Annotated in this window: 27 protein-coding genes; 23 read left to right on the top strand and 4 right to left on the bottom strand. The window is 65.0% G+C overall.

Translation table 11 applies throughout. The annotated features are described in order from the left end of the window. Window positions 1–861: a flagellar motor stator protein MotA gene (gene motA / locus DBV10_RS19295; RefSeq protein ID WP_124515215.1), complete on the bottom strand. Its 861-nt coding sequence runs from the start codon at window positions 859–861 to the stop codon at window positions 1–3. 293 nt (window positions 862–1,154) lie between these two features. Between motA and rfbF the strand changes: the two genes are divergently transcribed. From rfbF to DBV10_RS19260, 7 genes are read left to right on the top strand one after another with little or no spacing between them, the layout of a single operon-like run. Then, on the top strand, window positions 1,155–1,925 hold the full coding sequence (gene rfbF, locus DBV10_RS19290) for a glucose-1-phosphate cytidylyltransferase (RefSeq protein WP_124515214.1): 771 nt from the start codon (window positions 1,155–1,157) through the stop codon (window positions 1,923–1,925). Window positions 1,926–1,931: 6 nt separating this feature from the next. Further along, complete coding sequence (gene rfbG / locus DBV10_RS19285) at window positions 1,932–2,990, top strand: CDP-glucose 4,6-dehydratase (RefSeq protein ID WP_124515213.1); 1,059 nt, start codon at window positions 1,932–1,934, stop codon at window positions 2,988–2,990. Continuing rightward, window positions 2,987–3,559 (top strand): dTDP-4-dehydrorhamnose 3,5-epimerase family protein, encoded by a 573-nt coding sequence (locus tag DBV10_RS19280; protein WP_124515212.1) that lies wholly within the window; start codon window positions 2,987–2,989, stop codon window positions 3,557–3,559. The genes rfbG and DBV10_RS19280 overlap by 4 nt, the downstream gene beginning before the upstream one ends. Continuing rightward, complete coding sequence (locus DBV10_RS19275; protein WP_124515211.1) at window positions 3,556–4,797, top strand: class I SAM-dependent methyltransferase; 1,242 nt, start codon at window positions 3,556–3,558, stop codon at window positions 4,795–4,797. The genes DBV10_RS19280 and DBV10_RS19275 overlap by 4 nt, the downstream gene beginning before the upstream one ends. 24 nt (window positions 4,798–4,821) lie before the next feature. Continuing rightward, window positions 4,822–5,976 carry a DegT/DnrJ/EryC1/StrS aminotransferase family protein gene (locus DBV10_RS19270; RefSeq protein ID WP_233589989.1) on the top strand — a complete coding sequence of 385 codons (1,155 nt, stop codon included), beginning with the start codon at window positions 4,822–4,824 and terminating at the stop codon, window positions 5,974–5,976. Window positions 5,977–5,986: 10 nt separating this feature from the next. Then, entirely contained in the window at window positions 5,987–6,637 is a 651-nt protein-coding gene (locus DBV10_RS19265; protein WP_124515210.1) for a GNAT family N-acetyltransferase, read from the top strand. Window positions 6,638–6,669: 32 nt separating this feature from the next. Beyond that, window positions 6,670–7,317 carry a hypothetical protein gene (locus DBV10_RS19260; RefSeq protein WP_233589988.1) on the top strand — a complete coding sequence of 216 codons (648 nt, stop codon included), beginning with the start codon at window positions 6,670–6,672 and terminating at the stop codon, window positions 7,315–7,317. 8 nt (window positions 7,318–7,325) lie between these two features. Here DBV10_RS19260 and DBV10_RS19255 read toward each other — a convergent pair whose 3' ends face one another. Both DBV10_RS19255 and DBV10_RS19250 read right to left on the bottom strand, forming a co-directional pair. Continuing rightward, entirely contained in the window at window positions 7,326–9,524 is a 2,199-nt protein-coding gene (locus DBV10_RS19255; RefSeq protein ID WP_124515209.1) for a glycosyltransferase family 41 protein, read from the bottom strand. Window positions 9,525–9,642: 118 nt separating this feature from the next. Continuing rightward, window positions 9,643–11,127, bottom strand: a complete 1,485-nt coding sequence (locus tag DBV10_RS19250; protein ID WP_124515208.1) for a flagellin — start codon at window positions 11,125–11,127, stop codon at window positions 9,643–9,645. Window positions 11,128–11,448: 321 nt separating this feature from the next. On the opposite strand from DBV10_RS19250, the gene DBV10_RS19245 reads away from it, so the two are divergent. The 4 genes from DBV10_RS19245 to DBV10_RS19230 all read left to right on the top strand — a co-directional run bounded on the left by DBV10_RS19245 (window position 11,449) and on the right by DBV10_RS19230 (window position 15,396). Further along, entirely contained in the window at window positions 11,449–12,945 is a 1,497-nt protein-coding gene (locus DBV10_RS19245) for a flagellin (RefSeq protein WP_124515207.1), read from the top strand. A 196-nt stretch (window positions 12,946–13,141) separates the two neighbouring features. Beyond that, complete coding sequence (gene fliD, locus DBV10_RS19240; RefSeq protein WP_124515206.1) at window positions 13,142–14,575, top strand: flagellar filament capping protein FliD; 1,434 nt, start codon at window positions 13,142–13,144, stop codon at window positions 14,573–14,575. 65 nt (window positions 14,576–14,640) lie between these two features. Next, the gene (gene fliS, locus DBV10_RS19235; protein ID WP_124515205.1) at window positions 14,641–15,093 is read left to right on the top strand and encodes a flagellar export chaperone FliS; all 453 of its coding nucleotides are present in this window, start codon (window positions 14,641–14,643) and stop codon (window positions 15,091–15,093) included. A gap of 3 nt (window positions 15,094–15,096) precedes the next feature. Beyond that, entirely contained in the window at window positions 15,097–15,396 is a 300-nt protein-coding gene (locus DBV10_RS19230; protein ID WP_007860919.1) for a flagellar protein FliT, read from the top strand. 270 nt (window positions 15,397–15,666) lie between these two features. Here the strand turns inward: DBV10_RS19230 and fliE are convergent, their stop codons facing one another. Further along, window positions 15,667–15,978, bottom strand: a complete 312-nt coding sequence (gene fliE, locus DBV10_RS19225; RefSeq protein WP_124515204.1) for a flagellar hook-basal body complex protein FliE — start codon at window positions 15,976–15,978, stop codon at window positions 15,667–15,669. Between the two features lie 176 nt (window positions 15,979–16,154). Between fliE and fliF the strand changes: the two genes are divergently transcribed. The 12 genes from fliF to fliQ all read left to right on the top strand — a co-directional run bounded on the left by fliF (window position 16,155) and on the right by fliQ (window position 26,502). Beyond that, window positions 16,155–17,849 carry a flagellar basal-body MS-ring/collar protein FliF gene (gene fliF, locus DBV10_RS19220; RefSeq protein ID WP_124515203.1) on the top strand — a complete coding sequence of 565 codons (1,695 nt, stop codon included), beginning with the start codon at window positions 16,155–16,157 and terminating at the stop codon, window positions 17,847–17,849. Window positions 17,850–17,873: 24 nt separating this feature from the next. Then, window positions 17,874–18,869, top strand: coding sequence for a flagellar motor switch protein FliG (fliG, locus tag DBV10_RS19215; protein ID WP_124515202.1), 996 nt, complete (start codon window positions 17,874–17,876; stop codon window positions 18,867–18,869). Continuing rightward, window positions 18,853–19,578, top strand: a complete 726-nt coding sequence (locus tag DBV10_RS19210) for a flagellar assembly protein FliH (RefSeq protein ID WP_199740192.1) — start codon at window positions 18,853–18,855, stop codon at window positions 19,576–19,578. Before fliG ends, DBV10_RS19210 begins: the two co-directional genes overlap by 17 nt. After that, a complete protein-coding gene (gene fliI, locus DBV10_RS19205) occupies window positions 19,568–20,962 on the top strand; it encodes a flagellar protein export ATPase FliI (protein WP_124515201.1) in 1,395 nt (464 codons plus the stop codon). The genes DBV10_RS19210 and fliI overlap by 11 nt, the downstream gene beginning before the upstream one ends. Window positions 20,963–20,981: 19 nt before the next feature. After that, window positions 20,982–21,449, top strand: a complete 468-nt coding sequence (gene fliJ, locus DBV10_RS19200; protein ID WP_124515200.1) for a flagellar export protein FliJ — start codon at window positions 20,982–20,984, stop codon at window positions 21,447–21,449. A gap of 2 nt (window positions 21,450–21,451) precedes the next feature. After that, window positions 21,452–22,825, top strand: a complete 1,374-nt coding sequence (locus tag DBV10_RS23200) for a flagellar hook-length control protein FliK (protein ID WP_233589987.1) — start codon at window positions 21,452–21,454, stop codon at window positions 22,823–22,825. 195 nt (window positions 22,826–23,020) lie between these two features. Next, on the top strand, window positions 23,021–23,614 hold the full coding sequence (locus DBV10_RS19190) for a flagellar basal body-associated FliL family protein (protein ID WP_233589986.1): 594 nt from the start codon (window positions 23,021–23,023) through the stop codon (window positions 23,612–23,614). Between the two features lie 18 nt (window positions 23,615–23,632). After that, window positions 23,633–24,637, top strand: a complete 1,005-nt coding sequence (gene fliM, locus DBV10_RS19185) for a flagellar motor switch protein FliM (RefSeq protein ID WP_124515199.1) — start codon at window positions 23,633–23,635, stop codon at window positions 24,635–24,637. Next, entirely contained in the window at window positions 24,627–25,064 is a 438-nt protein-coding gene (gene fliN / locus DBV10_RS19180; protein WP_124515198.1) for a flagellar motor switch protein FliN, read from the top strand. Before fliM ends, fliN begins: the two co-directional genes overlap by 11 nt. Window positions 25,065–25,071: 7 nt before the next feature. Then, entirely contained in the window at window positions 25,072–25,437 is a 366-nt protein-coding gene (locus DBV10_RS19175) for a flagellar biosynthetic protein FliO (protein WP_124515197.1), read from the top strand. Continuing rightward, a complete protein-coding gene (gene fliP, locus DBV10_RS19170; RefSeq protein ID WP_370451203.1) occupies window positions 25,430–26,221 on the top strand; it encodes a flagellar type III secretion system pore protein FliP in 792 nt (263 codons plus the stop codon). Before DBV10_RS19175 ends, fliP begins: the two co-directional genes overlap by 8 nt. An 11-nt stretch (window positions 26,222–26,232) precedes the next feature. After that, window positions 26,233–26,502 (top strand): flagellar biosynthesis protein FliQ, encoded by a 270-nt coding sequence (fliQ, locus tag DBV10_RS19165; RefSeq protein ID WP_124515196.1) that lies wholly within the window; start codon window positions 26,233–26,235, stop codon window positions 26,500–26,502. Window positions 26,503–26,629 lie beyond the last annotated feature (127 nt).

The following is a 26,629-nucleotide window of genomic DNA, read 5'->3' as shown; positions in this document are numbered from 1 at the left end:
CTATTTCTTGCCTTTCACATGCCCCTCCAGCTCGGTGAAGCTGGGGCGGACATCGGAGAACAGCACCTTGCGGCCGAACTCGATGGCCGTGGCCGGGTTGTAGCCCTGCATGCTGGCCAGCAGGGTGGACTTGATGCACAGCAGCTCCTTGGCGGCATCTTCGGTCTTTTGCTCGACCAGGCCGCCCAGGGGCTCGACCACGCCATAGGCCAGCAGAATCCCCAGGAACGTGCCCACCAGCGCCGAGCCGATCATGCCGCCCAGCACCGACGGCGGCTGGCCCACAGAGCCCATGGTGTTCACCACGCCCAGCACGGCCGCCACGATCCCGAAGGCAGGCAGGGCGCCCGCCAGGCGGGCCAGTGCGGCCACGGGGGCGTGGGCTTCCTGGTGGTGGGTGTCGATTTCGCTGTCCATCAGCGCCTCGATCTCGTGCGAGTTCAGGTTGCCCGAGACCATCATGCGCAGGTAGTCGGTGGTGAACTCGATCACGTGGTGGTCGCTGCCCACGGTGGGGTATTTCTTGAAGATCTCGGACTCGTGGGGTGTCTCGACATCCTTTTCGATCGCCATCAGCCCTTCCTTGCGCGCCTTCTGCAGGATGTCATAGAGCATGGCCATCAGCTCCATGTAGCGGTCCTTGGTGTACTTGGACCCCTTGAGCGCCATGGGCAGCGCGGCCAGGGTGGCCTTGATCACCTTGGGCTGGTTGTTCACCACGAAGGCGCCCAGTGCGCCCCCCAGGATGGTGACGATCTCGAAGGGCAGGGCGTGCAGGATCACGCTGATGTTGCCCCCGTGCATGATGTACACGCCGAAGATGCAGCCTAGGCAGACGACGTAACCGATGATGACGAACATGCTTTAGGACGTGTTGGGCGGTATCTGGGGCAAAAACAGCGGTTCTTTCCAGGACCGCAGTCGCGGGTTTACCGAAGGTTACTGCAAATGTATCGGATTGCTGAGCACGAAATGCCGCAAGAGAGCCGCCAAACCGGGGCTTCTTGAGGAAATGGCGCCACTGCGGCGGGGCGGCTTTGCGGTGCGGCTGCGCACCGGGGTGCACCGGCTGCATTCGCAATCGCCGTATTTGGACCGTGTTTCTGCGGTGACAGGGGCTTTTGGCGGCGCGGGCGCTGCACTATGCTGCGGGCATGAAAGCCGTACTGCTCGCGGGGGGGCTGGGAACCCGCATCTCGGAAGAGTCGCACCTGCGTCCCAAGCCCATGATCGAGATCGGAGGGCGGCCCATTCTTTGGCACATCATGAAGATGTATGCCGCCCATGGCGTCAACGACTTCATCATCTGCCTGGGCTACCGGGGCTACGTGATCAAGGAATACTTCGCCAACTACTTCCTGCACATGTCCGACGTGACCTTCGACATGGCGAGCAACCGCATGGAAGTGCACCACCGCCACGCCGAGCCCTGGCGCGTGACGCTGGTGGACACCGGCGAAAGCACCATGACCGGCGGGCGCCTGCGCCGGGTGCAGGAGTACCTGCCTGCGGGTGAGCCCTTCTGCTTTACCTATGGCGACGGCGTGGCCGACCTCGACATGACGGCCCAGTTCGCTTTCCACCGTGCCCATGGCCTGCAGGCCACGGTGACGGCCGTGCAGCCCCCGGGCCGCTATGGCGCGCTGGTGCGCGACGGCGACACCGTGGCCGGGTTCGAGGAAAAGCCGCGCGGCGACGGCGGCTGGATCAACGGCGGCTTCTTTGTGCTGCAGCCCGAGGTGATCGACCTCATCGAAGACGACGCCACCAGCTGGGAGCTGGAGCCCATGGCCCGCCTGGCCACCAGCGGCCAGCTGCGCGCCTTTGAGCACACCGGCTTTTGGCAGCCCATGGACACGCTGCGCGAGAAGAACCTGCTCGAAGACCTGTGGCAATCGGGCCGCGCGCCCTGGAAGTGCTGGTAACCCCCGATGCGCCCTGATCCTGACTTCTGGCGCGGCAAGCGCGTGTTGCTCACCGGCCACACCGGCTTCAAAGGCGCCTGGCTGGCCCTGTGGCTGCAGCGCCTGGGCGCGCAGGTGACCGGCGTGTCGCTGCCGCCCGCTACCGAGCCCAACCTGTTTACCCTGGCCCAGGTGGGGCCAGGCATCGAGAGCCATTTCTGCGACATCCGCAGCCCCCAGGCCCTGGCCATGCGCGTGCGCGCCGCGCGGCCCGAGCTGGTGCTGCATCTCGCCGCGCAGGCGCTGGTGCGGCCCGGCTACGCGGCGCCGCTCGACACCTTGGCCACCAACGTCATGGGCACGGCCCACCTGCTGGATGCGCTGCGCGGCCTGCCCGAGGCGCGCGTGGCCCTGGTGGTCACCACCGACAAGGTCTACCGCAACCGCGAGTGGGCCTACCCCTACCGCGAGGACGACCCCCTGGGCGGGCACGACCCCTACAGTGCCAGCAAGGCGGCGGCCGAGCTGGTCACCGCCAGCTACCGCGATGCCTTCCTGGCCGCCCAGGGCATGGCCGTGGCCACGGCCCGCGCGGGCAACGTGATCGGCGGCGGCGATTGGGCGCAGGACCGCCTGCTGCCCGACGCGGTGCGTGCCTGGAGTTCCGGCCAGACCTTGCACATCCGCCGCCCGCGTGCAACGCGCCCCTGGCAGCATGTGCTGGAGCCCCTGGCCGCCTACCTGCGCCTGGCCCAATGCCTGTGGGAATCACCCGCGCTGGCCGGAGCCTACAACTTCGGGCCGTTGCCCCATGAGGCCGCCACCGTGCAGCATGTCATCGAATTGGCATCCAGCGCTTATCCATCCAGCGCTACCAGCTATGAAAATGAGAGTGGTGGGCCGCACGAAGCGGGCTGGCTCGCGCTGGAGACCGCGCACGCACGGCAGGCCCTGGGCGTGGCCCCCCGCTGGGCGCTGACCACGGCGGTGGCCCGCACCATGAACTGGTACCGCCGGCAGCACGGCGGCGCCGATGCCCGGGCGCTGTGCCTGGCCGACATCGACGCCTGGGAGGCCCAGGCATGAGCCGCCTGACAAGAGCCCCCTTGCCGCTGGCCGGCCTGTTCCGCGTGCAGCGGCAGCCCCTGGTGGACGAGCGCGGCTTTTTTGCGCGCCTGTTCTGCGCCGATGAGTTGGCCGCCGCCGGCTGGACGCAGCCCATCGCGCAGATCAACCACAGTTACACCGCGCTGGCCGGCACCGTGCGCGGCATGCACTACCAAAGGCCGCCCCATGCCGAGATGAAGCTCGTGAGCTGCCTGCGCGGCGAAGTCCTGGACGTGGCCGTGGACCTGCGCCAGGGCTCCCCCACCTTCTTGCACTGGCATGCCGAGCGCCTGTCGGCCGACAACGGCCACGCGCTGCTCATCCCGCCCGGGTTTGCGCATGGCTTTCAGGCGCTCTCCGACCACGCCGAGCTGCTGTACTGCCATTCGGCCGCCTACGTGCCCGGTGCGGAAGCCGGCCTGAACCCGCTGGACCCGCGCCTGGCCATCGCCTGGCCCCTGCCGCCTGCCGGGCTGTCGCCGCGCGACGCGGGCCAGCCCTGGCTGAGCGACGAACAGGGCGAAGAATTTGAAGGAGTGCGCCTGTGAAGTGCCGACACTGCGGCAGCCCGCTGCAACTGCCGTTCCTGGACCTGGGCAGCGCGCCCCCGTCCAACGCCTACCTGAGCGAGGCCGCCCTGCGCGCGCCCGAAACCTGGTTCCCGCTGCGCCTGCTGGTGTGCGAAACCTGCTGGCTGGTGCAGACCGAAGACCATGCCGGGCGCGAGGCGCTGTTCACCGACGACTACGCCTATTTCAGCTCGTTCTCGTCGTCCTGGCTGGCCCATGCCCAGGCCTATGTGCAGGCGATGCGCGAGCGGCTGGCGCTCACGCCCGCCAGCCGCGTGGTCGAGGTCGCCTCGAACGACGGCTACCTGCTGCAGTATGTGCAGGCCGCCGGCATCCCCTGCTACGGCGTGGAGCCCACCGCGAGCACGGCGGCGGCGGCGCGCGCCAGGGGCATCGACGTGGTGGAGCGCTTCTTTGGCGTGGCGCTGGCCGAAGAGCTCGCCGCTGCGGGCCGCCAGGCCGACCTGATGGCGGCCAACAACGTGCTCGCCCATGTCCCCGACATCAACGACTTCGTGGGGGGCTTCACCCGCTTGCTCAAGCCCCACGGCGTGGCCACCTTCGAGTTTCCGCACCTGCTGCGCATGGTGCAGGGCTGCCAGTTCGACACGGCCTACCACGAGCACTATTCCTATTTGTCGCTCACGGCCGTGCAGCGCCTCTTTGCGGCCAATGGCCTGGTGGTGATCGACGTGCAGGAGCTGCCTACGCATGGCGGCAGCCTGCGGGTGTTTGCCGCACGGGCCGACGCCGTGGACCACCCCCAGGCCTGCCCCGAAGGCACCGCCCGCGTGCAGCAGGTGCTGGCCCACGAAGCCGCAGCCGGCATGCGGAGTGCCGACTTTTATAGCGATTTCCAGGCTCAGGCCATACGGGTCAAGCGCGAACTGCTCACATTTTTGCTGCAGTGCCAGGCCGATGGTGTGACGGTGGGCGCCTACGGCGCCGCCGCCAAGGGCAACACCCTGCTCAACTTTGCCGGCGTTCGGCCCGACCTGCTGCCCTACGTGGTGGACAAGAACCCCGCCAAGCAGGGGCAGTCCCTGCCCGGCAGCCGCATCCCGGTGGTGGGCGAGGCGCATCTGCGTGCGCAGCGGCCGCAGCGTGTGCTGATCCTGCCCTGGAACCTGCGGGATGAAATCAGCGTCCAGCTGGACGAAATACGTGGATGGGGAGGGCAGTTCGTCACTGCCGTTCCTCGCCTTGAAATCTGGTAGCCGCACACCAGGCGCTACCCCCACTTGAACCAGACACCACTGAAGGAGACCACCATGATCCCAATGTTCAAACCCTTGATCGAACAAGAAGAATTTGATGCCAGCCGGGAGTCGTTGGCGCTGGGTTGGCTCGGCATGGGCAGCTACGTGTCCGGCTTCGAGAAAAAGGTCAAGGAGATTCTGCAGGCGCCCGACCGGCATGTGGCAGCGGTGAGCACCGGAACGGCCGGCTTGCATATTGCGCTGCTGCTGGCAGGCGTGGGGCCAGGCGACGAAGTGATCGTTTCGGCATTCAACTGCTCGGCCGACTATCAGGCCATCACCTGGGTGGGGGCGGATATCGTGTTTTGCGATTGCGCTGACGACACTCTGGAACTGGACCTCGCCAAGGCCGAGTCCCTGGTGGGGCCACGCACCAAGGCCATCATCGTGATGGACTACGACTGCATCATCAGCAACCATGAAGACATTGCCGCGTTTGCCGAGCGCCACAAGCTGCGCGTGATCCATGACGCGGCGCATTCCTTTGGCTCCAGCTACAAAGGGCGGATGGTCGGCAGTTTTTCCGACATCTGTGTTTTCAGCCACGACCCGGTGAAAACAGTGACCTGTCTCGATGGCGGCACGATTGTTGTGCGCACGGAAGAGGAGTTGCGTCGTGTGCATGAGCTGCGGTTGCTTGGCATGCAGCAGCCTGCAGAGGTGATGTACCAGAACAAGCGTGCCTGGACTTTTGATGTCGAGCGGGTGGGTTTTCGCTACCACATGCTCAATATGCACGCCGCGATCGGACTGGCGCAGCTGGGCAAGCTGGATGTGATCAAGTCAAGCCGGCAGGCGGCATCACGCAGATACAACGAAAAGCTGCAAGGCATCGCGCAGGTGCGCACTCCCCGTACCGATTTTGCCGAGGTCAACCCGTTTCTGTACTACATCCGGGTGCCTGCGGAGCACCGCGATGCGCTGCGAGATTTCCTGAAGGAGAACGGCGTGGACACCGGCATCCACTGGCAGCCGGGGCACTGGTTTTCGCTGTGGAAGGATTGCAGGGCCGGGGATCTGTCGGTGACCGACAGCGTGGGCAAGGGAATTCTCTCGCTGCCGCTGCACTCGCGCATGCCGCTGGAAAGCGTGGACACCGTGGCTGCGCAGGTGCGCCGCTACTTTGCCCAACTCTGAAGAGGCCGCCATGAGTGCATCCACCCCTGGACAGCAGCTTTTTGCGGCCATCAAACAGACGGCCCGTGCTGGCGAGCCTGGCCTGTTGTTGCCGGTGGGGCAGCCGCTGGCAGCGGTCGTTCGACCCATAGCCACCGTGCCCGGGCACACCGATGCTGTCGATGTGCGGCTTTTGACGGAGTGGCGAAACCGCCATGTCAAATCTTTCCTGACCGAGTTTGTTTCCACCCCCGAGCGCACCGCCGCCTGGCTGGCGGGAGCGGTTCACGAGAACCCCGGCAAGATGTTGTACATGGTGGAAACCTTGGACGGCGAGCGTGTGGGGCACGTGGGCCTGGGCTTCATTGATTGGCAGCGTGGCTATGGCGAGGCCGATGCCATCGTCAGTGGAGGTTCATCCCCCCCGGGGTTGATGAAGGCCTCGTTGCTGGCGCTGATGCGCTGGGCGCGCGATGCACTCGGGCTGCAGACGCTGGCCGTGCGGGTGCGGTCGGACAATCCGGCGGTCGACTTTTACCGCAAGGTGGGTTTTCAGGAGTACCAGCGAGTGCCCATCGTGGCCAGCACAGTCCCGGGCGGGGTGGACTGGAAGGAGGACCCTCATGCAGTCGGGGCCCCTGCCAGCTTGGTGTATATGCAACTGCACTTGCCCCGGGCCTGAACAGGCTCTGAGGTCGCTGGAGGAGGCTGGGCATGGAAATTTTGCGAATGGACCGTGATCGGTTGCTGCGCTACGTGGTGCAGCAACTGCACCACACGCTGCCCGACGACTTCGATCCCCGCATGGACATTGATGCGTGCCTGGACGAAGCGCTCGCTCGCCTGCACGGGTGCATCAACGCCGTGCGGCCCTGGCGGCAGGACTGCTTTGATCCACTGCATTCCACGCAGTACTGCAGCTTTCTCTACTTTCTGGCCAACACCATCTGGCGCCGCACGGCCAGTACGGAAACGCCCACGCGCCTGTTCTTGCTGAACAAGGCCTTGAACGGTATCGACCTCTTTTACGAAATTGAGATGCCGCCGGTTTTCTTCATCGGACATTCCGTCGGGATCGTCTTCGCCAAGGCAAGCTATGGCAACTATCTGGTGATTTACCAGAATTCCACCGTCGGCAAGAACCATGGGGTGGCCCCCGTGCTCGGAGAGGGCGTCATCATGTACGCGGGCACCGCCATCATTGGGGACTGCCAGGTGGGCGCTGGCACCGTGTTGTCTCAGGGGGTCAGCCTGGTCAACACCCACTCATCGGGGCAGTGCACCGTTTACCGTGGCGACGCCGGCAGGGTGGTTTTCAAGCCCACCCGGCGCAACGCGCTGCTCGACATTTTCCGGATCTGACCCCCGCGTCAGGAGCCTTCGAGGCCCATCCCCATGGCCTGCGTTGCATACTGAAGATAGGTGACCGCGAATTCGGTGTGCCCGTGCGCATGCTCCACTTCGGCAAGGCACGCCAGTGCCACAGGATCGTGCGGTACGGCGTTGAGCACTTTTTCGGCCAGCTCGGTCACGGCAATCCAGTGGCGGTCCGTGATCCGGGGGGCTGACTCACCGGTCCGCCGGGGCGGGGAGGCGGCCCGTGCTTTTTCAACCAGGTTCTGCAGGCTTTGGTGGGCTGCGTGCAGGCTGACCCGCTGGCCGGGTTTCAAGCCGACGCCCAGGACCGGGGGCTGTTCCCACTCTTGCGGGAACTGCGGTAACCAGCTCTGTATGGCCTGCTCCTGCGCCTGGGCATCGTCGGGATGCTCCATCTGGGCCAACCATTTCAGCCACATGACCCGCAGGCCTTCGCCGAAGTGCCGGCAGTAGAGGTCTTCGCGCATGAGCGCAGAGTTTTCCACCTCGCTGCGCAGGCTGAGCCGAAGCGCATTGAGCGCCTGGGCATCTGCAGCGAGGCCTGACGCAATGCGCACATAGTCGTCGGGCCCCTCTGCCAGCCACTCCTTTCGCCCGAGGTAGCTGAGCATGCCGACGCCCATGCGGCTCTTGAAGCTTTCGCCCACCATGGAGACGATGGGGACCGCCATCCACAACACATCGAAGGTGGTGGTGCCGCCGGTGAGTGGAAATGGGTCCAGCGCAATATCGATGCGGTGGTAGGTAAGGTATTGGTTGTCTTGGCTGAGCGGCACCAGCTCCAGCCGCGAAGGCGGGAGCCCCAGCCCTTCGCAGCGATCGCGGTAGGCCTGCGCGAACTCGGGGCGGTCGAAATTCTTGCCTTCGATCAGCAGACGCGAATGGGGCACGGCTGCCAGGACATGCCCCCACAGCGCCAGCACCTCATCGGTCAGCTTGCCCAGGTTGTTGCAGGAGCCGAAGGTGATGAACCCGTTGTCCATCACGGGCGAGGGGCGCACCTGGTAGCGGGGCTGGTAGCGCCACAGGGGGTTGCGGCTCATGGGCCGGTAACAGGCGAACAGCGTGGGGAGCCGGTACAACTGTTCGGTGTACTGGTCGTCGACGCCTGGCGGGTCGGTGATCTCGTCCGTGAACTTGTAGTCCACGGCGGTGAGCCCGGTGGTGGCCGGGAACCCCAGCCACGACACTTGCACCGGTGCAGGCTTGTGCGCCAGGATGAGCAAGCCGTTGTTGCCCGTGTGGCCCGCCAAGTCGACCAGGATGTCTATGCCCTGGGCGCGGATGGTATCGGCCTGTTGCTCGGGGCTGAAGCCAGCCAGGCGCACGAAGTGGTCGACATGGCATTCCACCCGCTCGGTGACATGGTCGCCCTTGGGGAACAGGTAGAACGCATGCACCTCGAACTGCCGCCGGTCCAGCTGGGCCAGCAGCCCCTCCACCGAGTACATGACGGCGTGCATGCGGAAGTCTGGTGACAGAAACCCAATCTTCAAGCGGCGCCAGGGCGAGCCGCGATGGGCCTCAAAGCGGGGCCAGTGGGGGCGCAGTGGGGGCTCAAAGACGCTGCCAAACTGGCGGGCGGCTGCAGACAGCTGCGCAGCGTCCACCTGGGGGTCCGCCAGCATGAAAAGCAGCCGGTTGGTGTAGTTGCCAGGGTCGCTGGGGCTGAGCGCGATGGCCTTCTCGCAATCTTGCACCGCCTCGCGCACCTGGCCCAGCTCCCGGCGGTGAATGGCGCTTTGCATCAGGGCACCGACCGTCAGCGGCATGGAGTCGGCCAGCGCAAGGGCCTTTTGGCTCGCGTCGAATCCCTTGCCGTGCAAATTGATCAGATAGCAACACTCGGCCAGTTTGATCCATGCAACGGCCTGCTGGGGGCGCAGCTCGCAGACCTTCTCAAGATGTGGAAGCGCGTCGTAGTTGCGTGCTTGCTCAATCAGGATGTTGGCGTAGTTGATGAGCAGCTCGGCATCGCCCGGCCAGTACGCATAGGCTTGCTGGTAGGCCTTGAGGGCTGTGTCGAACTCGCGCTGCTTGTGGAGCGAGAAGCCCAGCAGGCGGTGGGCACCGAGGTGGCGGCCATTCTTGCGCAGAATCTGGCGGCACAACCGGGTCAGCGAGGGCCAGTCTGCGGCTGCGAGTGCCGCATGGAGGCGGGGGTCGTCCTGGGCGGTGTTTTTGGATTGCACGTGGCTGCCGATCTACAAGCTAAGGAGCGGGGGCGCCGCACAGTGTGCCATGTGCAAAGGGGCCCGATGGGCCCCTTCGTTGTTGCTGTTCCACTGCGCAGCGTGCGGGCTGGGCCAATTATTTGAGCAGCGACAGCACGCCTTGCGGGATCTGGTTGGCTTGGGCCACCATCGCCGTGCCGGCCTGTTGCAGGATCTGGGCGCGCGACAAGTTGGCGGTTTCTGCCGCGAAGTCGGCATCCTGGATGCGCGAGCGCGAGGCCGAGAGGTTTTCCGACGTGATCTGCAGGCTGGAAATGCTGGTTTCAAAGCGCGACTGCAGGGCGCCGAGCTTGGCGCGTTCGCCGTTGATGAAGGCCAGGGCCGAGTCCACGGTCTTGAGCGCATCGGTGGCGTTGGTGAAGGTGGTCACGTCCAGGTTGGCCACGGTGTGCAGTGACGATCCACCACTGTCCAGCTGGTTGCTGGCGGAGGTCAGGGCAAACGATTTTTCCGAGTCGAGTGTGATGTAGCCGCCGGTGGCAATGTTGTCGATCGTCGCATCGGCTGCCAAGGTCTGCGCCGTGCCGGTGCTGGCGCCTGCCGCATCGTAGCCGGTCACGCTCACGGCGGCGGCATTGGCATTGGTGGTGTCGCCCACTACGATGTTGTTGCCGGTGGCGTTGGTCAGGATGATCTGCGTGCCGTCCGAGCTCAACGAGGCATTGATGCCGGTTTTGGCGGATTGTTCATTGATCGCCGATACGGCGGGCGACAGGCGGTCTGTGCCGGTGGCGGATGTCAGGGTGAACGAGATCGTGCGGGCTGCGCCCACGTTGTCGCCTTCCAGCGTCAGCGAATAGGACCCGGCCGAGGCCATGCCCCCCAGGCGCACTTCGGTGCGCGCGGTTGCCGTCACGCCCGTGGTGGCCTGCAAGGAATTGACCTGATCGGCTGTGGCTTTGGCGGTGGCATTGGAATTGACCGTCATGGTGCCTGTGCCCAGGTAGCCGCTGACGGATACCGTGCCCGCTGTCACGCCGTTGGAGGTGGCGCCAGTCGCAGGGGCTTGTGCACCGATACCCGAGCCGTTGGAGGCAATGTTCTGGTTGTTGCCGTACACGTTGGTGCGCAGGTTGGCCGTGGCCGCGACGATGGTCTGGTTGGCATTGGCGCCCACCTGGAACTGCTGCGTACCAAAGGTGCCGTCCAGCAATTTCTGGCCGTTGAACTCGGTGGTTTGCGAAATCCGGTCCAGTTCCGCCACCAGTTGGCCGACTTCCTGTTGCAGGGCCTGGCGGTCGCCGGCGCTGTTGGAGGCATTGGCCGATTGCACGGCCAGCTCGCGCACCCGCTGCAGGATGTTGCCGGCCGAACCCATCGCACCTTCCGCCACCTGGGCCAGCGAAATCCCGTCGTTCGCATTGCGAACAGCCTGGTTCAGGCCGCGGATCTGGCTGGTGAAGCGCTCGGAAATCGCCAAGCCGGCCGCGTCGTCCTTGGCGCTGTTGATGCGCAGGCCCGACGACAGGCGCTGGATGGCTGAATTGAGCGACATCTGGCTGGTGCCCAGGTTGCGCTGCGCAGTCAGCGAACTGATGTTGGTATTGATGGTTGCTGCCATGGCGAAACTCCTTAACGTCGCAAGACGGATCTGTTTGCCGGTTCAAGCGCACCCGTCCGGCTGTCAATGAGGGAACGATGGGTGAATTGTGGAGATGCCGTTTTTTGGCGTTGGGCCGATAAGCGGTCAAAAAGTCGCACAACTTGTGCGTTTGCCCCTCAAGTTTTCCGGCGGCCACCCGAAAACAATTGCAACGGACCGTAAGTGGCCCGCCGTTCCCCAGAGGGCCTGCAGCACTGGGAACCCAGGAGGCCAGCACGGTGCTGGCGCCCCGGCTGGCGGCAACGCCATATTCAGTCAGTTCTTTTCTGGAGATTTGCAATGGCTTCCACCATCAATACCAACATCGCCTCGCTCACCGCCCAGCGCAACCTGGGCACGAGCCAGTCCTCGCTGAACACCTCCATCCAGCGCCTGTCGTCGGGCCTGCGCATCAACAGCGCCAAGGACGACGCGGCCGGTTTGGCCATCTCGGAGCGCTTCACCAGCCAGATCCGCGGCCTGAACCAGGCAGTGCGCAATGCCAACGACGGTATCTCCCTGGCGCAGACCGCTGAAGGCGCGCTCAAGGCGTCGGGCGACATCCTGCAGCGGGTGCGCGAGTTGGCCGTGCAGTCGGCCAATGCCTCCAACAGTGCGGGTGACCGCCAGGCGCTGCAGTCGGAAGTGGGCCAACTGGTCTCCGAACTGGACCGCATCTCGCAAACCACGGAATTCAATGGCGCCAAGCTGCTGGACGGAAGCTTTGGTACGCAACAGTTCCAGGTGGGCGCTAACGCCAACCAGACCATCGTGGCGGCCACGGGCAACCTGCGCACCAGCGTGTATGGCAACAACCAGAACGTGGCCTCGAACGGCGCGGGCGTTGGTGCGCAAGCCACAGTGGGTGCGGGTGCGACTTCCAATGGCGTAGCTGCCGGCACTATTGCCATCAGCGGCTACTTGGGCACTAACAGCATTGCGGCGGCGTCGAATGCGACGGCCAAGGCCACGGCCGATCAGATCAACGGGATGAAGGCGACCACTGGTGTGACGGCCACGGCCCGCACGGAGGTGCGTTTGGGTGGCCTGGCCGCGGCCGGGTCCTATTCGTTGACGCTGAATGGTGACAATGTGGGGTCTGCCGCTGCCGTCACCGTGTCGTTCACGCTGACTTCTGCCACGGGTACCGACCGCCTGTCGGCGGCGGTGTCTGCCATCAACGACCAGTCTGCCAAGACGGGCATCAATGCCGCGCTGAGCTCGGACGGCACGCAGGTGATTCTGACCAACGCCACCGGCAACGACATCGTGGTGGGCGACACCGCCAATGCCAATGCCGCCGCCGTGACGGTCACAGGCTACAACGCCGCAGGCGCCAGCAACGGCACAGCTCGGACGCTCACGGCCGATGCGAACGTAGAACAGGTGAATACGGGTGGCTACATCGTCCTGGATTCGGAAAAGTCGTTTGCGGTGGACTCTACTACCGCCAATCAGCTGCTTGACGGTGGCTCTGCGCTGCAGGCCGTGGCCAACCTGGACGTGACCACGTTCAGCAACGCCACCAATGCCCTGAAGACCGTGGACTCGGCCCTGAGCTTCATCAACGGTGAACGCGCCAAGCTCGGTGCCCTGCAATCGCGCTTTGAAACGTCGATCAGCAACCTGCAAGTCACGTCGGAAAACCTGTCTTCTTCGCGCAGCCGCATTCTGGATGCGGACTTCGCTGCAGAAACGGCCAACCTGTCGCGCTCGCAGATCCTGCAACAAGCCGGCACGGCGATGGTGGCCCAGGCCAACCAGCTGCCCCAAGGTGTGTTGGCCCTGCTGCGTTAAGCAGCGGGCAGGGGGCCGGGGCGTTGCAGCGCCCTGGCGGACCGGGCGGCGGCAGATTTTTCTGTCGCCGCCATTTGGCTTTTTGGACGGCGGGTGCCAGGACCGCTGGATAAGACGGGTTTCCTGGCGTGTTTACGGACGTTCTTGATCGCCGTTCGGCGCCATAATTTCCGTTGAACCAGTTCAGGAGGTTGGTATGGCCACGATTTCATCCCCAGGCGTCGGTACGAACGGGTTGGATGTCAAAAACATCATCTCGCAGTTGGTCGCGCTGGAAAAAAAGCCTCTGGATACGCTCAAGCTGCAGGCGGCCACGGTCAACACCAAGATTTCCGCCTTCGGCCAGATCAAGTCGCTGGTGTCCACGCTGCAGGATGCAGCGAGCAAGCTCACCAGCGTGACGGGGTGGAACGGGGTGTCTGCTACCTCGTCCGACTCCAAGTATGTCTCGGTCTCCGCAGTGGGTGGCACCTTGCCCACCACCTTCAGCGTGGAGGTGCAGGGCCTGGCCAAGGCGCAGGCCACGGCATCGGCTGCGTTGCTGCCCGTGGGCGGCGCCCTGGGGGCGGGCACGCTGCGCCTTGAACTGGGTCAGTGGAGTGTGTCCCCTGCGTCATTCACGCCCGGTAGCGGTCAGCCGGTGGAGATCTCCATCAGCGCCAGCGACAAGCTGTCCGATGTGGCCAGCAAGATCAATGGCTCCAACGCGGGCGTGACGGCGTCGATCCTGTCTGATGCTTCGGGCGAGCGCCTGCTGCTGCGCAGCAAGAGCACGGGCGAGCAGTTCGGCTTCCGCCTGAGCGTGATGGAGGGCGGCGATACCGACATCCAGAGTGCGGGCAACACCGATGCCACGGGGTTGTCGCGCCTGGTCAATGGCGCCACGGTCACGCAGGCGGCGGCCAATGCCAAGGCCACGGTCAACGGGATTGCCGTGTCTTCGGCCACCAATACCTTTGCCTCCACGATTTCCGGCGTGACCTTCAAGGCCGAGCAGGTGACCACGGCGCCCATCGAAGTGGCGGTGAGCAAGGACAACACCGCGATCCAGTCCAACATCGACGGGTTTGTAAAGGCGTACAACGCCATCAACGAGCTGCTGCAGGACGCCACCAAATACGATGCCAAGACCAAGTCGGCGGGCCTGTTGCAAGGCGATTCGACGGCTGTCGCGTTGCAAAATTCGCTGCGCAATGCCATCCAGTCGGTGACCTCGGGGGGCGGGGGGTTCCAGCGGCTGGCGGATGTCGGCATCACCCAGCAACTGGGGGGCAACCTGGCGGTGGATACGACCAAGCTGAACAAGGCCCTGGCCGAAAAGCCCGACGATGTGAAGAGCCTGTTCCGAAATACCGGGGGGGGCTCTGCGGATGGCATTGCCGTGCAATTGAAGGCGTTGACCACCAACCTGTTGTCCAACGACGGTTTCTTCAAATCCAAGGACGACACCTTGCAGCTGAACCTCAAGCGCAATGCCCAAGACCAAACCCGCGTGAATGAAAAGGTCGATGCATTTGAAAAGCGGATCACGCAGCGCTATAACTCGCTGGACAAGCAGTTGAGCACCTTGAACGGCTTGAATGCCTATATCTCGCAGCAGGTGACATCCTGGAACAAGTCGAGCGGTTAATCAGGGGCTTCAGTTTTCCTGGCGCGAGCCGATAACTTAGGTAATACCTCGGAAGGATTGTCAGCATGTTCAGCGCCTACAGCCCCCGTGCAGCCAACGCTTACCAGCGCATCAATGTAGAAACCAGCATGCACACGATCGACCAGCACCAGTTGGTCAGCCTGTTGTATGAGGGGGTTCTGAATTCCATCGCCACGGCGCGTGGTGCCATGGCGCGTGGCGACGTGCTGGGCAAGGTCAATGCCATCTCCAAGGCGGTACGCATCCTTGAAGAGGGGCTGAGTACCTCGCTCGACAAGGTGGACGGCGGCGAACTGGCCGAAAACCTGGGTGCGCTGTATGACTACTGCATGCGCCGCCTGATCCTGGCCAATGCCCGCAATGACGATGCCATGATGCAGGAGGTCATGCGCCTGATCGAGCCCGTGGCTTTGGGCTGGAATGAAATCAAGAAAACGGGCGCCAGTGCTTCGGCCGATGCGCCGGCCTTGGGCCAGCCGGTGCTGGTGGGGGCCTGAACCATGTCACACATGCTGATTGACTATTACAAGGCGATCGAAGACAGCAGCGCCAAGATGCTGGAGGCTGCCAAGCTCAAGGATTGGGATGGCGTGGTGCGCTACGAAGGCGCTTGCGCCGTGCTGATCGAGCAGTTGCGCTTCAAGTCGCAGGAGCACGAGCTGTTGCCCGAGCACCGCCGCGAGAAAACCCGCATCATGCAGCGCATCCTGCGCAATGACGCCCAGATCCGCTGCCTGGCCGAGCCCTGGCTGGCGCAGTTCGAACATCTGTTTGAAGGCCAGCCGCAGATGATGCACTGAGGCGTGCGCCGAGAGCTTCAAGACAAAGCCGACCCAGTGAGGCCGGCTTTTTTATGGGTGAAATACGGCTCTACCGCTTATTTATAAAGCGCAAGAAGCTATGAAATCACGAGTAATTGCGGGCTCCGATGGCCCAATACCGGCGCGCCCCAAGGCCAGGGCAGCCGAGCAAGGGCCGCCCCGCAGTGAGGGCTGCGTCCCCCTGCCCGCAGCGCGCAGCGTTGCGAGAGCGGGGGGAAGGCGCGCAGCGCCTCAGGGGGGGTGTCGCTGTCACACCTGCATGTTCATGATGTCGGTATAGGCCTGCACCATCCGGTTGCGCACGTGCAACGTGGCCTGAAAGCCGATCTGGGCCTTCTGGATGGCCACCATGGTTTCTTCCAGGCTCACCGAGGGGTTCTCCAGCTGGACTTCTTTTTGCAAGCCAGACGAGTGGTTCTGTGCGGCGCTCACCGACTGCAGGGCGCCTTTGAGTGCGCCCGAAAACCCCACGTCGTTGCCGGTTTCTTGGGGGGCCGCAGCACGGCGCGCCACGCCTGCGCCCGACAGGGGGGCGGTAGAGCTTGAGATGCGGAGGTCCATGGCTGTGTCCGTAGGGAATGGCGGTATGCTGCGTATCCTAGCCACCGCCCCGGTGCCCATCCCCCTGAAATGATGGTCAAACGGGCGGCTTATCCAGCGAACATGGTGGAGGCGTGACCGAATAATCGACACCACGCCAGGTCTGTTGCCGGACCTGCTTTACCGGAAAAGCAAAGATGTCTGCTGTTGCTGAAGTCCCTCTCAATCCGCTCCCGCCGCCTGCCAGCCCCAGCTGGCTGCAGCGGTTGTCTGCCCTCGACCGGGCGCAGCGCATGCGGCTGGGTGTGGGCGTGGCGTTGCTGGTGGCAGCTGCCGTGGCGGCCATTGTCATGGGGCGCCAGCCGGACTACCGGGTGCTGTTCACCAACCTGAGCGACAAGGATGGCGGCGCCATCGTGGCCCAGCTGTCGCAAATGAACGTGCCCTACAAGCATGCCGAGGGCGGCGGCGCCATCCTGATCCCGGCGGACCGGGTGCATGACGTGCGCCTGCGCCTGGCCACCCAGGGCCTGCCCAAGGGCTCGGTGGCCGGGTTCGAGCTGATGGAGTCCAGCAAGTTCGGGATGACGCAGTTCCAGGAGCGCCTGAACTTCCAGCGCGGCCTGGAGGGCGAACTGACCCGCTCCATCCAGGCGCTGTCGTCGGTGCAGGGCGCGCGCGTGCACCTGGCGCTCCCCCAGCAGAATGGATTCTTCCGTGAGCAGCAAAAGCCGTCTGCCTCGGTGCTGGTGAGCCTGCATCCCGGCCGCATCCTGGACCGCGCCCAGCTGGCCGGCATCGTGCACCTGGTGGCGTCCAGCGTGCCCGAGCTGGCGCCCTCTGCCGTGAGCGTGCTGGACGACACGGGCAAGCTGCTGTCGCAGACGTCCGACAGCACCGCCGGGGCCGAGATCAATGCGCAGCAACTGCTGTATGTGCAGCAGATCGAGCAGCAGTACACCCGTCGCATCATGGACATCCTGGAGCCCGTGGTGGGGCGCGAAAACGTCAAGGCCCAGGTCACGGCCGAGGTGGATTTCACGCAGACGGAGTCCACGTCCGAGCAGTTCCGCCCCAACCAGACGCCCGACTCCAGCGCGGTCCGCAGCCAGCAGGTGCTGGAGAGCCGGGGCAGTTCCAGCAAGACCGCCACGGGCGTGCCTGGTGCCGTGGCCAACCAGCCGCCTGCGCCTTCCGCTGCGCCCGTCAATGGTGCCAACCCCGCGCCCAATGCCGGTGGCCAGCAAGGGACGGAAGAGGCGACGAACAAGCGTGAATCCACCACCAACTACGAAGTGGACAAGACCGTGCGCGTCACGCGGGGCAGCACCGGCTCCGTCAAGCGCCTGAGTGCGGCGGTGGTGGTGAACTACCAGTCCGGCGAAGACAAGGGCAAGCCGATCACCAAGGCGCTGACGCCCGAGCAGGTCGAGCAGATGACGGCCCTGGTGCGCGAGACCATTGGCTTCAACAAGGAGCGGGGCGATTCGGTCAACCTCATGAACACGCCGTTCCAGGTGACGGCAGCGCCATCCACCGATGTTCCGCTGTGGAAGCAGCCCGAGGTGATCGACCTGGCCAAGACCTTTGCGTGGCCGGTGGGGGCGGTGCTGTTTGCTGCCCTGGTGCTGCTGGGCCTGGTGCGGCCCGCCCTCAAGGCGCCCGCACCGGCCAAGGCCAGCGCCGCGCCGGTGCCGGGTGGGCAGCTCGATGCCCTGGAGGCCGAAACGCCTGACCGCCCCGCGCTGCCTGCACCGTCCAAGAAGGACGAAGCGGTGCCTGCGACGCCCGAGCAACTGCGCCTGGAAGACGCCCGCGTGCTTGCCAAGGAGAATCCGGTTGCCGTGGCGAACATTCTCAAGACCTGGCTGAACGGCGACGCCGCCGCTTAGCCACCGATTGCACGGACCCCCACCATGGACGACCAAGGCCTCCACGATGCCGCCATCATGCTGATGTCTCTCGGCGAAGAGGAAGCGGCCGAAGTCTTCAAGCATTTTTCGCCCAAGGAAGTGCAGAAGCTGGGCGAGACCATTGCGCGCATGCGCTCGGTGTCGCGCGAGAAGGTGGACGAGGTCATCAACAAGTTCTCGAACGCGGCGGCCGCACAAAGCCTGCTGGTGTCGGACACGGGCAACTATGTGCGCGCCGTGCTCAAGCGCGCCCTGGGCGATGACAAGGCCGGGTTGCTGATCGACCGCATTTTGCAGGGCGGCGATGTCTCCGGCATCGAAAGCCTCAAGTGGATGGATCCGCTGTCAGTGGCCGAGCTGCTGCGCAATGAGCATCCCCAGATCGTGGCCGCGATCCTGGTGCACCTGGACAGTGACCAGGCCTCGGGCATCCTGATGCACCTCACCGACCGCCAGCGCAGTGAAATCCTGCTGCGCGTGGCCACGCTCGAAGGCATCCAGCCCACGGCCCTCAAGGACCTCAACGAGGTGCTCTTCAAGGTGCTGGCAGGCGGCGACAAGATCCGCAAGAGTTCGCTCGGGGGCGTCAAGGCCGCGGCAGAAATCATCAACCTGCTGGGCGGCAACATGGACGCCGTGGTGCTCGAATCCATCCGGGGCTACGACCCGGACCTGGCGCAGAAGATCATGGACAAGATGTTCGTGTTCGAGGACGTGCTCAAGCTCGACAACGCCGCCATCCAGTCCGTGCTCAAGGAAGTGGCGTCCGAGACCCTCATCGTGGCGCTCAAGGGCGCTGTGCCCGAACTGCGCGACAAGTTCCTGGCCAACATGTCCTCGCGCGCGGCCGAAGCGCTGCGCGAAGACCTTGAATCCCGTGGTCCGATGCGCCTGTCCGAGGTGGAGGCGCAGCAGAAGGAAATTCTCAAGACGATCCGGCGCTTGTCCGATGAAGGCCAGATCGTGATCGGAGGCGGTGGTGATGATGCCTTCGTCTAACCAGCGGTCGTATTCCCGCTTCATCCCCAGCGAGGAAGTGGGTGATTTCAAGCAGTGGAAGTTCAGTGCGGTGGACGGCTCGGACCTGGTGGAGCCGGAGCCCGAGCCTGCCCCAGAAATTTCGGTCGAGGTTGATGAAGCAGCCGCAGAGCAGGCGCTGCAGCAACAGGCCTGCGACGACGCCTACGCCGAGGGTTTTGCCCAGGGGCAGGCGCAGACCGCGCTGGAGTGGCAGCGCCGCATGGACGATTACATCGCCCAGCAGGGACAGGAGGCGGCGCAGCGTGTGCAAGCGGTGCTGCAGACACTGGACGCAAGCCTGATCGACATGCAGCAGCAGATGGCCCAGCAGCTGCTGGAGCTGGCGTGCGACATTGCGCGCCAGGTGGTGCGCCAGGAGTTGTCCGTCAACCCCAATGCCTTGCAGCCCGTGGTCCGCGAGGCCGTGGGCATGCTGGTGACCGAGGGGCGGCCCGCCATGGTGCGCCTGAATCCGCTCGACATGGAGGCGATGGCGCAGCCGCTGCGCGAAGAACTGGATGGCCCCGGAGTGCAGTGGGTGGCGGATGCCGCGGTGCCTGCGGGTGGCTGCCTGGTGGAGTCCGCCGGAACGGTGGTGGACGGCAGCCTGGACAAGCGCTGGCAGCGTGCCATTGCAGCCTTGGGCCTGGAGTCGCCGTGGAGTGGGGGTGAGGGCGATGACCGTTGAGGCCCCCTCTGCCTGGACGCGTTTCATGGACGACGCGCGCGAGCGCGTGGCCGAAGGGGCGCCGCTGGAGACCCGTGGCACGCTCACTCGGCTGACAGGCCTGGTGCTGGAGGCCGTGGGCATCCGGGTGCCGGTGGGCTCCCAGTGCATGGTGCAGATGCCCGGCCGCGAGCCAGTGTTGGCCGAGGTGGTCGGCTTTTCAGCCGACCGCGCGTTTTTGATGCCTGCGGGCGACATCCATGGCCTGTCGAGTGGCGCCCGCGTGTTTCCTGCCGCTCCCTATATTCCCCTGCCCCGCCTGGGCGAGCCGCCACGGCCCGTGCAGCGCGCGGGCGTGCTGCGACTGCCCATGGGCGACGGGCTGCTGGGGCGTGTGGTGGATGCCCAGGGCCTGCCGCTGGACCATGGCGGCCCCGTGCGGGACGTGGTGGCCGAGCCCATGGGGCGCCGGCAGATCAATGCCATGGACCGCGACCCGGTGCGCGAACCGCTCGACACAGGCGTGCGCGCCATCAATGCCCTGTTGACCGTGGGGCGTGGCCAGCGCCTGGGCCTGTTCGCGGGCTCAGGGGTGGGCAAGAGCGTGTTGTTGGGCATGATGGCCCGCTACACCCAGGCGGATGTCATCGTGGTCGGCCTCATCGGCGAACGGGGCCGTGAGGTCAAGGAGTTCGTGGAAGACATCCTGGGCGAGGAGGGCCGCGCGCGTTCGGTGGTGGTTGCGGCACCGGCCGATGCGCCGCCGCTGTTGCGCATGCAGGGCGCTGCGTACGCCACGGCCGTGGCCGAACATTTCCGCGACAAGGGCCAGCATGTGCTGCTGCTCATGGATTCGCTGACCCGCTACGCCATGGCCCAGCGCGAGATCGCCCTGGCCATCGGCGAGCCGCCGGCCACCAAAGGCTACCCCCCGTCGTGTTTTGCCAAGCTGCCCGCCTTGGTCGAGCGCAGTGGCAATGGCCTGCACGGCGTGGGGTCCATCACCGCGTTCTACACCGTGCTGTCGGAGGGGGACGACCAGCAGGACCCGATTGCCGATGCGGCGCGCGCCATCCTGGACGGGCACATCGTGCTGTCGCGGGCGCTGGCCGAGATGGGGCATTTCCCGGCCATCGACATCGAGCAGTCGGCTTCGCGGGTGATGCACAACGTGGTGTCGCGCGGACATTTTGATCTGGCGCGCAACTTCCGCGCCGTCTACTCGCGCTACCAGAAGAGCCGCGACCTGGTGCAGGTGGGGGCGTACATGAGCGGCTCGGACCCCGCACTGGACGAGGCGATCCGCTTGCAGCCGCAGATGGCGGGCTTTCTGCAGCAGGACATGTTCGAGGCGGCCTCCATGGACCAGAGCGTGACCGCCATGGCCTTGGTGCTGGACCGCTGACTTTCACGGGTGACTTGCCATGTCCACCAGCCTGAACGCCCTCACCGTCGCCGTGGATGTGGCCTCCCGCAGGCGGGACGCAGCGCGCAAGGTGCTGCAGGACGCGCTGGCCGCGCAGCAGGCGGCGTGTGCGCAGCTCGACCAGTTGGAGGACTATGCCCGCGAGACCGAGTCCCGCTGGGGGATGAAGGCCGACACCGCGATGCAGCCCGAAGTGATGTACCACCACTACCAGTTCATGAACCGCCTGGGGCATGCGGCCAGCATTCAGTCGGGTGTGGTGAGCGATCAGTCGGGGCGGGTGGAGGGCGCCCAGCGCGCGTTGTTGGAGGCCGAGCTGCGCCTCACCAGCCTGCGCAAGGTTGTGGAAAAAAGGCGCCACGACCTGGAGCTGCAGCAAATGCGCAGAGACCAGAAACAGACCGATGAACGGGCCGCGCTGCAGTACCGCAATGCGACCCCAGGGCCCCAGGGCCAGGAGTATTGACCATGGAACAGGCAAAAATTTCTTCTTCGCAGGGTGGCACCCAGGCGGCCCATGCCACCCGCGCCAAGGCGCCTGCGCAGCAAGCGGCGGATGCTGGTGATGCGGCCTCGGCGGGGGGGTTTCTGGCGCTGCTGGCGGCACTGGATGCCGCGTCTGTGGACGCCGGGCCGTTGGAGCTGGCGGGGGCCGATGCGAGCCCCGCGGACATCGCGGTAGATGCCGGGAAGGGTGATGTGGACGCTGCGGCGATGGCGGCCTGGCAAGGGTTGTTTGCCTCGACCCAAGGCGATGCCTCCACCACGGGATTGGTGCGGCAGGCCGATGGAACGCTGCGCCCGGAGTCCATGGCGGGCGGGGTGTTGGGGGGGGCTGGGGCTGTCGCTGGTGCGATGGGCGAACCCGCTCTGAATGGGCTGGCGATGAAAGGAGGCCAGCCCCAAGGCCTTGTGGCCGAGACCGCCAAGCTCGATGCCTCTGCCGACTTCAAGGATCTGAAAGACGGTCCCGCACAGGGCACGGTGGCCGGGTTCGGCCGCATCTTTTCGCGCATGCAAAGTGCCCAGGCCCAGCGGGTGGGGGGCGCTGCGGGGGCGGATCTGTCCACGGGGGGGGGCACTGCCGGGGATTCCGCGCAGCGCCTGTCTGCCGCCCATGGCGCGGCGGCGGCGCTTGTCCAGGCCGCTAGCGAGCGCCCGGCCCTGGGCCTGTCTGCTGCAGGCGCTGCGCTGGAACGCGGCGCTGGCGCACAAGCTGCGCCAACGGGGGGCGAGCTGGGCCCCGCCTTGGCAGATGGCGTGCTGGCTGGCTTGGCATCGGCCCGGGGCGCAGAGCCCTCGGCGGGCGGGCGGTCTGGCGAAGGGCCAGCCGGGGGGGGCGCCTGGTCGGAAAGCGGTGCGGGCACGTCTGCGCTGGACGGCGGGAATACCGACGCCGCCACGGCGTTTGTGGACCCGGGTTCTGTCGGCACCGAGGAGCAGGTGGCCGATCAGGTGGCGTACTGGGTCAACCAGAAGACGCAGAACGCGGAGCTCACGCTCAATCGGGATGGCCAGCCTGTGGAAGTCTCCGTGTCCCTGTCGGGCAATGAGGCGCATGTCTCCTTCCGCAGCGACCAGGCACAGACGCGCGAACTGCTGGACCAAAGCATGGCCCAGCTGCGGGATCTCTTGCGCAACGAAGGCCTGGTGCTCTCGGGTATGTCGGTGGGCTCCTCGGCGGGGCGGGATGCCGCCCAAGGGCAGGGGGGCGATGCCGGGTCATCCCGTGGCCGCGAGGGCGCGCGCCAGGCGCAGGTCGTGTCCAGCGCACCCGTGGGCACGGCGTCCCTGGCCCGAGGGAGTGGCGGGGCGGACCGCGCCGTGGACATCTTTGTGTGAATCTGTTGCAGATGGCGCCAGCGGGAGGGCCGCCATCTGAGCGCCCGCAGGGCGAGAGCTCGGTGAATGCCATGGTTTTGGGCTTTTATTCTGGCTATTATTGGTTACACCCCCGTCCAATAATGGGCCATCCGGCTTTGCTTGCACTTTGAGAGCGCAGGCACGGTCTGCTCCCTACCGCAAGGAACATCCATCGTGTCAGCCAATCCCCCCGCAGCTGCTCCGGCGAAAAGCAAGAAGATGCTCATCATCATCATTGGCGTCGTCGTGGCGGTGCTGGTGATCGGGGGCGGCGCGGCGGCCTGGTTCCTGTCCAACCGCTCGCATGGGGATGAAGAGGAGGGCGGCGGCGCGGCCCATGCGCCCCGCAAGGAGGCCCCCAAGGTTGCACCCACCTTTCTTGCCATGGAGAACATGGTGGTGAATCTGGCCGACCCGGGAGGGGATCGTTTTGCCCAGATCGGGATCACGCTGGAACTGGAAGACGCCAAGACCGCCGAGCAGGTCAAGCTGTACCTGCCCACCATCCGCAGCGGCATCCTGATGCTGGTGTCCCAGCGGACGTCTACGGAGCTGCTGTTGCGCGAAGGCAAGGAAAAGCTGGCCACTGACATCCGGCGCGAAGTCTCCCGCCCCCTGGGCTATTCGGTGCCCACGGAGCGTGACCGTGAGCGCGCACGCGCGGCCGATGCAGAGCAGGACGGGGATGCCGAAGACCGCCCAGCGCGCAAGCGCACCGAGCGCAACCCGGTGCTGCGCGTGCTCTTCTCCAATTTCATCATTCAGTGAACCGGGCAAGGACCAGCCATGAGTGATTCATTTCTTTCGCAGGAAGAGGTTGATGCCCTTCTGGAAGGGGTCACTGGCGAGAGCCAGAAGTCGGTCGAGGAAGTGGCCGAGGCGGGGTCCGTACGCAACTACGACATCTCCAGCCAGGAGCGTATTGTCCGTGGCCGCATGCCGACGATGGAAATCGTCAACGAGCGGTTTGCGCGCAACTTCCGCATCGGGCTGTTCAACTTCATCCGGCGCAGCCCGGAGATCTCGGTCGGGACCGTGTCCGTGCAGCGCTACAGCGCCTTTCTCCGCGAGCTGGCGGTGCCGACCAACTTCAACATCGTGGCGATCCGCCCCCTGCGCGGCAGTGGGCTCATCGTGTGCGAGCCCTCGCTGGTGTTCGGCATCATCGACACCTTGTATGGCGGGGTGGGGAAGTTCCAGACCCGGATCGAAGGGCGCGATTTTTCGCCCACGGAGCAGCGGGTCATCAACCGGTTGGTCGATGTGATCTGCACCGAGTACAAGAAGGCATGGCAGGGGATTTATCCCCTGGAGCTGGATTACCAGCGCTCGGAGATGCAGCCGCAGTTTGCCAACATCGCCACGCCGAGCGAAATCGTCGTGTCCACGGCGTTCCAGCTGGAGATTGGCGACCTCTCGGGGGCCATCCATATCTGCATGCCCTATGCCACCCTGGAGCCGATCCGTGACGTGTTGTATTCGTCCACGCAGGGCGATTCCATCGAGGTGGACCGCCGGTGGGTGCGGGTTCTGACCCGCGAGATTCAGGCGGCCGAGGTGACCCTGGTGGCCGAGTTGGCCCGGGCTGACGCTACGGTCGAGCAGTTGCTGGCCATGAAGCCGGGGGATTTCATTGAACTCGATCGTGAGCCGCGCATTCGCGCATCCATCGGCGGGGTTCCCATTTTTGAATGCCAGTACGGGACCCACAATTCAAAGTACGCCATTCGCATCGAAGAGTGCCTGCGCAACGCAGACATGAGCTGGCTGGGAGAAAAAGATGTCAACTGAAGACGATAAAAAAGACGCTGGCGCAGACGATCCCTTTGCGGGCTGGGCCGAGGCGCTGGAAGAGCAAAAGCGCACCGACGAGAAGCCGGGGGACGCCGAGCAGGGCGGACCGCTGTCGGGGGAGCCTGTCCGTTCGTTTGCGGGTGGCGGGGATGGAACCGTCAACGACATCAACATGGTGCTGGACATCCCGGTCCAGTTGTCGGTGGAGCTGGGGCGCACCAAGGTGCCGATCAAGTACATCCTCCAACTGGCCCAGGGATCGGTGGTGGAGCTGGATGCGCTGGCGGGTGAGCCCATGGACGTGCTGGTCAACGGCTACCTTATCGCCCAGGGCGAGGTGGTGGTGGTGAACGACAAGTTTGGTATTCGCCTCACTGATGTGGTGACCCCGTCCGAGCGCTTGCGCCGTGTCAGCCGTGGATAGTGGGAGCATGACCCAGACCTTGGTCGTGGTGGTGCTCTTTGTCGGCGCCATGGCCGTGCTTCCCTGGCTCGTGCGGCGCGTCCAGCAGCGCCATGTGGCGGGGGCGGCGGCTGCGGGCACCGCGTCGCGCGTGGTGTCTGCGGTGGCGGTGGGGCCGCAGCAGCGGGTGGTCACCGTCGAGGTGGGGCCCGAGCATGCGCGCACATGGCTGGTGCTTGGGGTCACGGCCCAGCAGGTGAGTTGCCTGCATGTCTTGCCGGTGCAGCCCTTGCCGTTGCCGGGGGGCGCAGGCTCAGGAGCGCCTGGCATGCCGTCGTTTGCGCAAGAGATGGCGGCCGCCGCCGGCGAGCCCGGAAAGGCGGCCCATGGCTGAAGGATCGCGAACCTGCCCGGAGCGGCGGCGGGCCCGCGGTGCCTGGCTGCCGGTGGCCCTGGTGGGGTTGATGGGGCTGCTTGTGCAGGGCCCGGTTTTTGCGCAAGCGGTAGGGGCGCTGCCCCTGGTGGTGGGCAGCGGTCCTTCGGGCACCAGCTATTCGGTGCCGATCCAGACGCTGCTGTTCTTTACCGCGCTGTCCTTTCTGCCGGCCGTGCTGCTCATGATGACGGGCTTCACCCGCATCGTGATTGTGCTGTCCCTTCTGCGCCAGGCGCTGGGCACGCAGTCCGCGCCGCCCAACCAGGTCATCATCGGGTTGTCGCTGTTTCTGACCTTTTTTGTGATGGGCCCCACCCTGGACCGTGTGTACCAGGATGCGTATGTGCCCTACACCAACAACAGCATCACTTTTGAGCAGGCGCTGGACAGGGCGGAGGCGCCCATGCGCGGTTTCATGCTCAAGCAGACCCGCCAGTCTGACTTTGCGTTGTTCTCGCGGCTGGCCCGCCTGGACCCGAAGGTGACGGCAGAGACCGCCCCGATGCGGGTGCTGGTCCCGGCCTTTGTGACCAGTGAGCTGAAGTCGGCGTTTCAGATCGGCTTCATGATCTTCATCCCTTTCCTGGTGATCGACATGGTGGTGTCGAGCATCCTGATGTCCTTGGGCATGATGATGCTGTCGCCTGTGCTCGTGGCCCTGCCGTTCAAGCTCATGCTGTTTGTGCTGGCGGATGGCTGGAATCTGCTCATTGGCTCTCTGGCGGCCAGTTTTGTCACCTGAAGGAGCGTGCGATGACCCCGCAAATGGTATTGACCATCGGGCGTGATGCCCTGACCCTGCTGTTGATGATCTCCATGCCGGTGCTGGGAGTGGTCATGGCGGTGGGTTTGATCGTGAGCATTTTCCAGGCGGTCACACAGATCCATGAGGCCACCCTGGCCTTTGTCCCCAAGCTGATTGCTGCCATGGTGGTGTTTGCGATCGCCGGGCCGTGGATGCTCAGCACGCTGGTGGATTTCATCCGCAGGACCATCGAGTCCATTCCGTCGATGGTTGGCTAGGTCTTTGATAAAAAGAGCCTTTTGCGCCCGCCCATCAAACGCTATGCGCTATGGTTTATATAGCATTTTGGCGCCATGATTACCTTCAGTGAAGCGCAGATCATGGCCTGTTAGCGCCAGTGCAATC

The organism is Acidovorax sp. FJL06 (assembly GCF_003852545.1).
In the GTDB taxonomy this organism is placed as follows: domain Bacteria; phylum Pseudomonadota; class Gammaproteobacteria; order Burkholderiales; family Burkholderiaceae_C; genus Acidovorax.
Note: the sequence above shows the minus strand (reverse complement) of the source record. Positions and strands in the feature narration are given on the sequence as shown.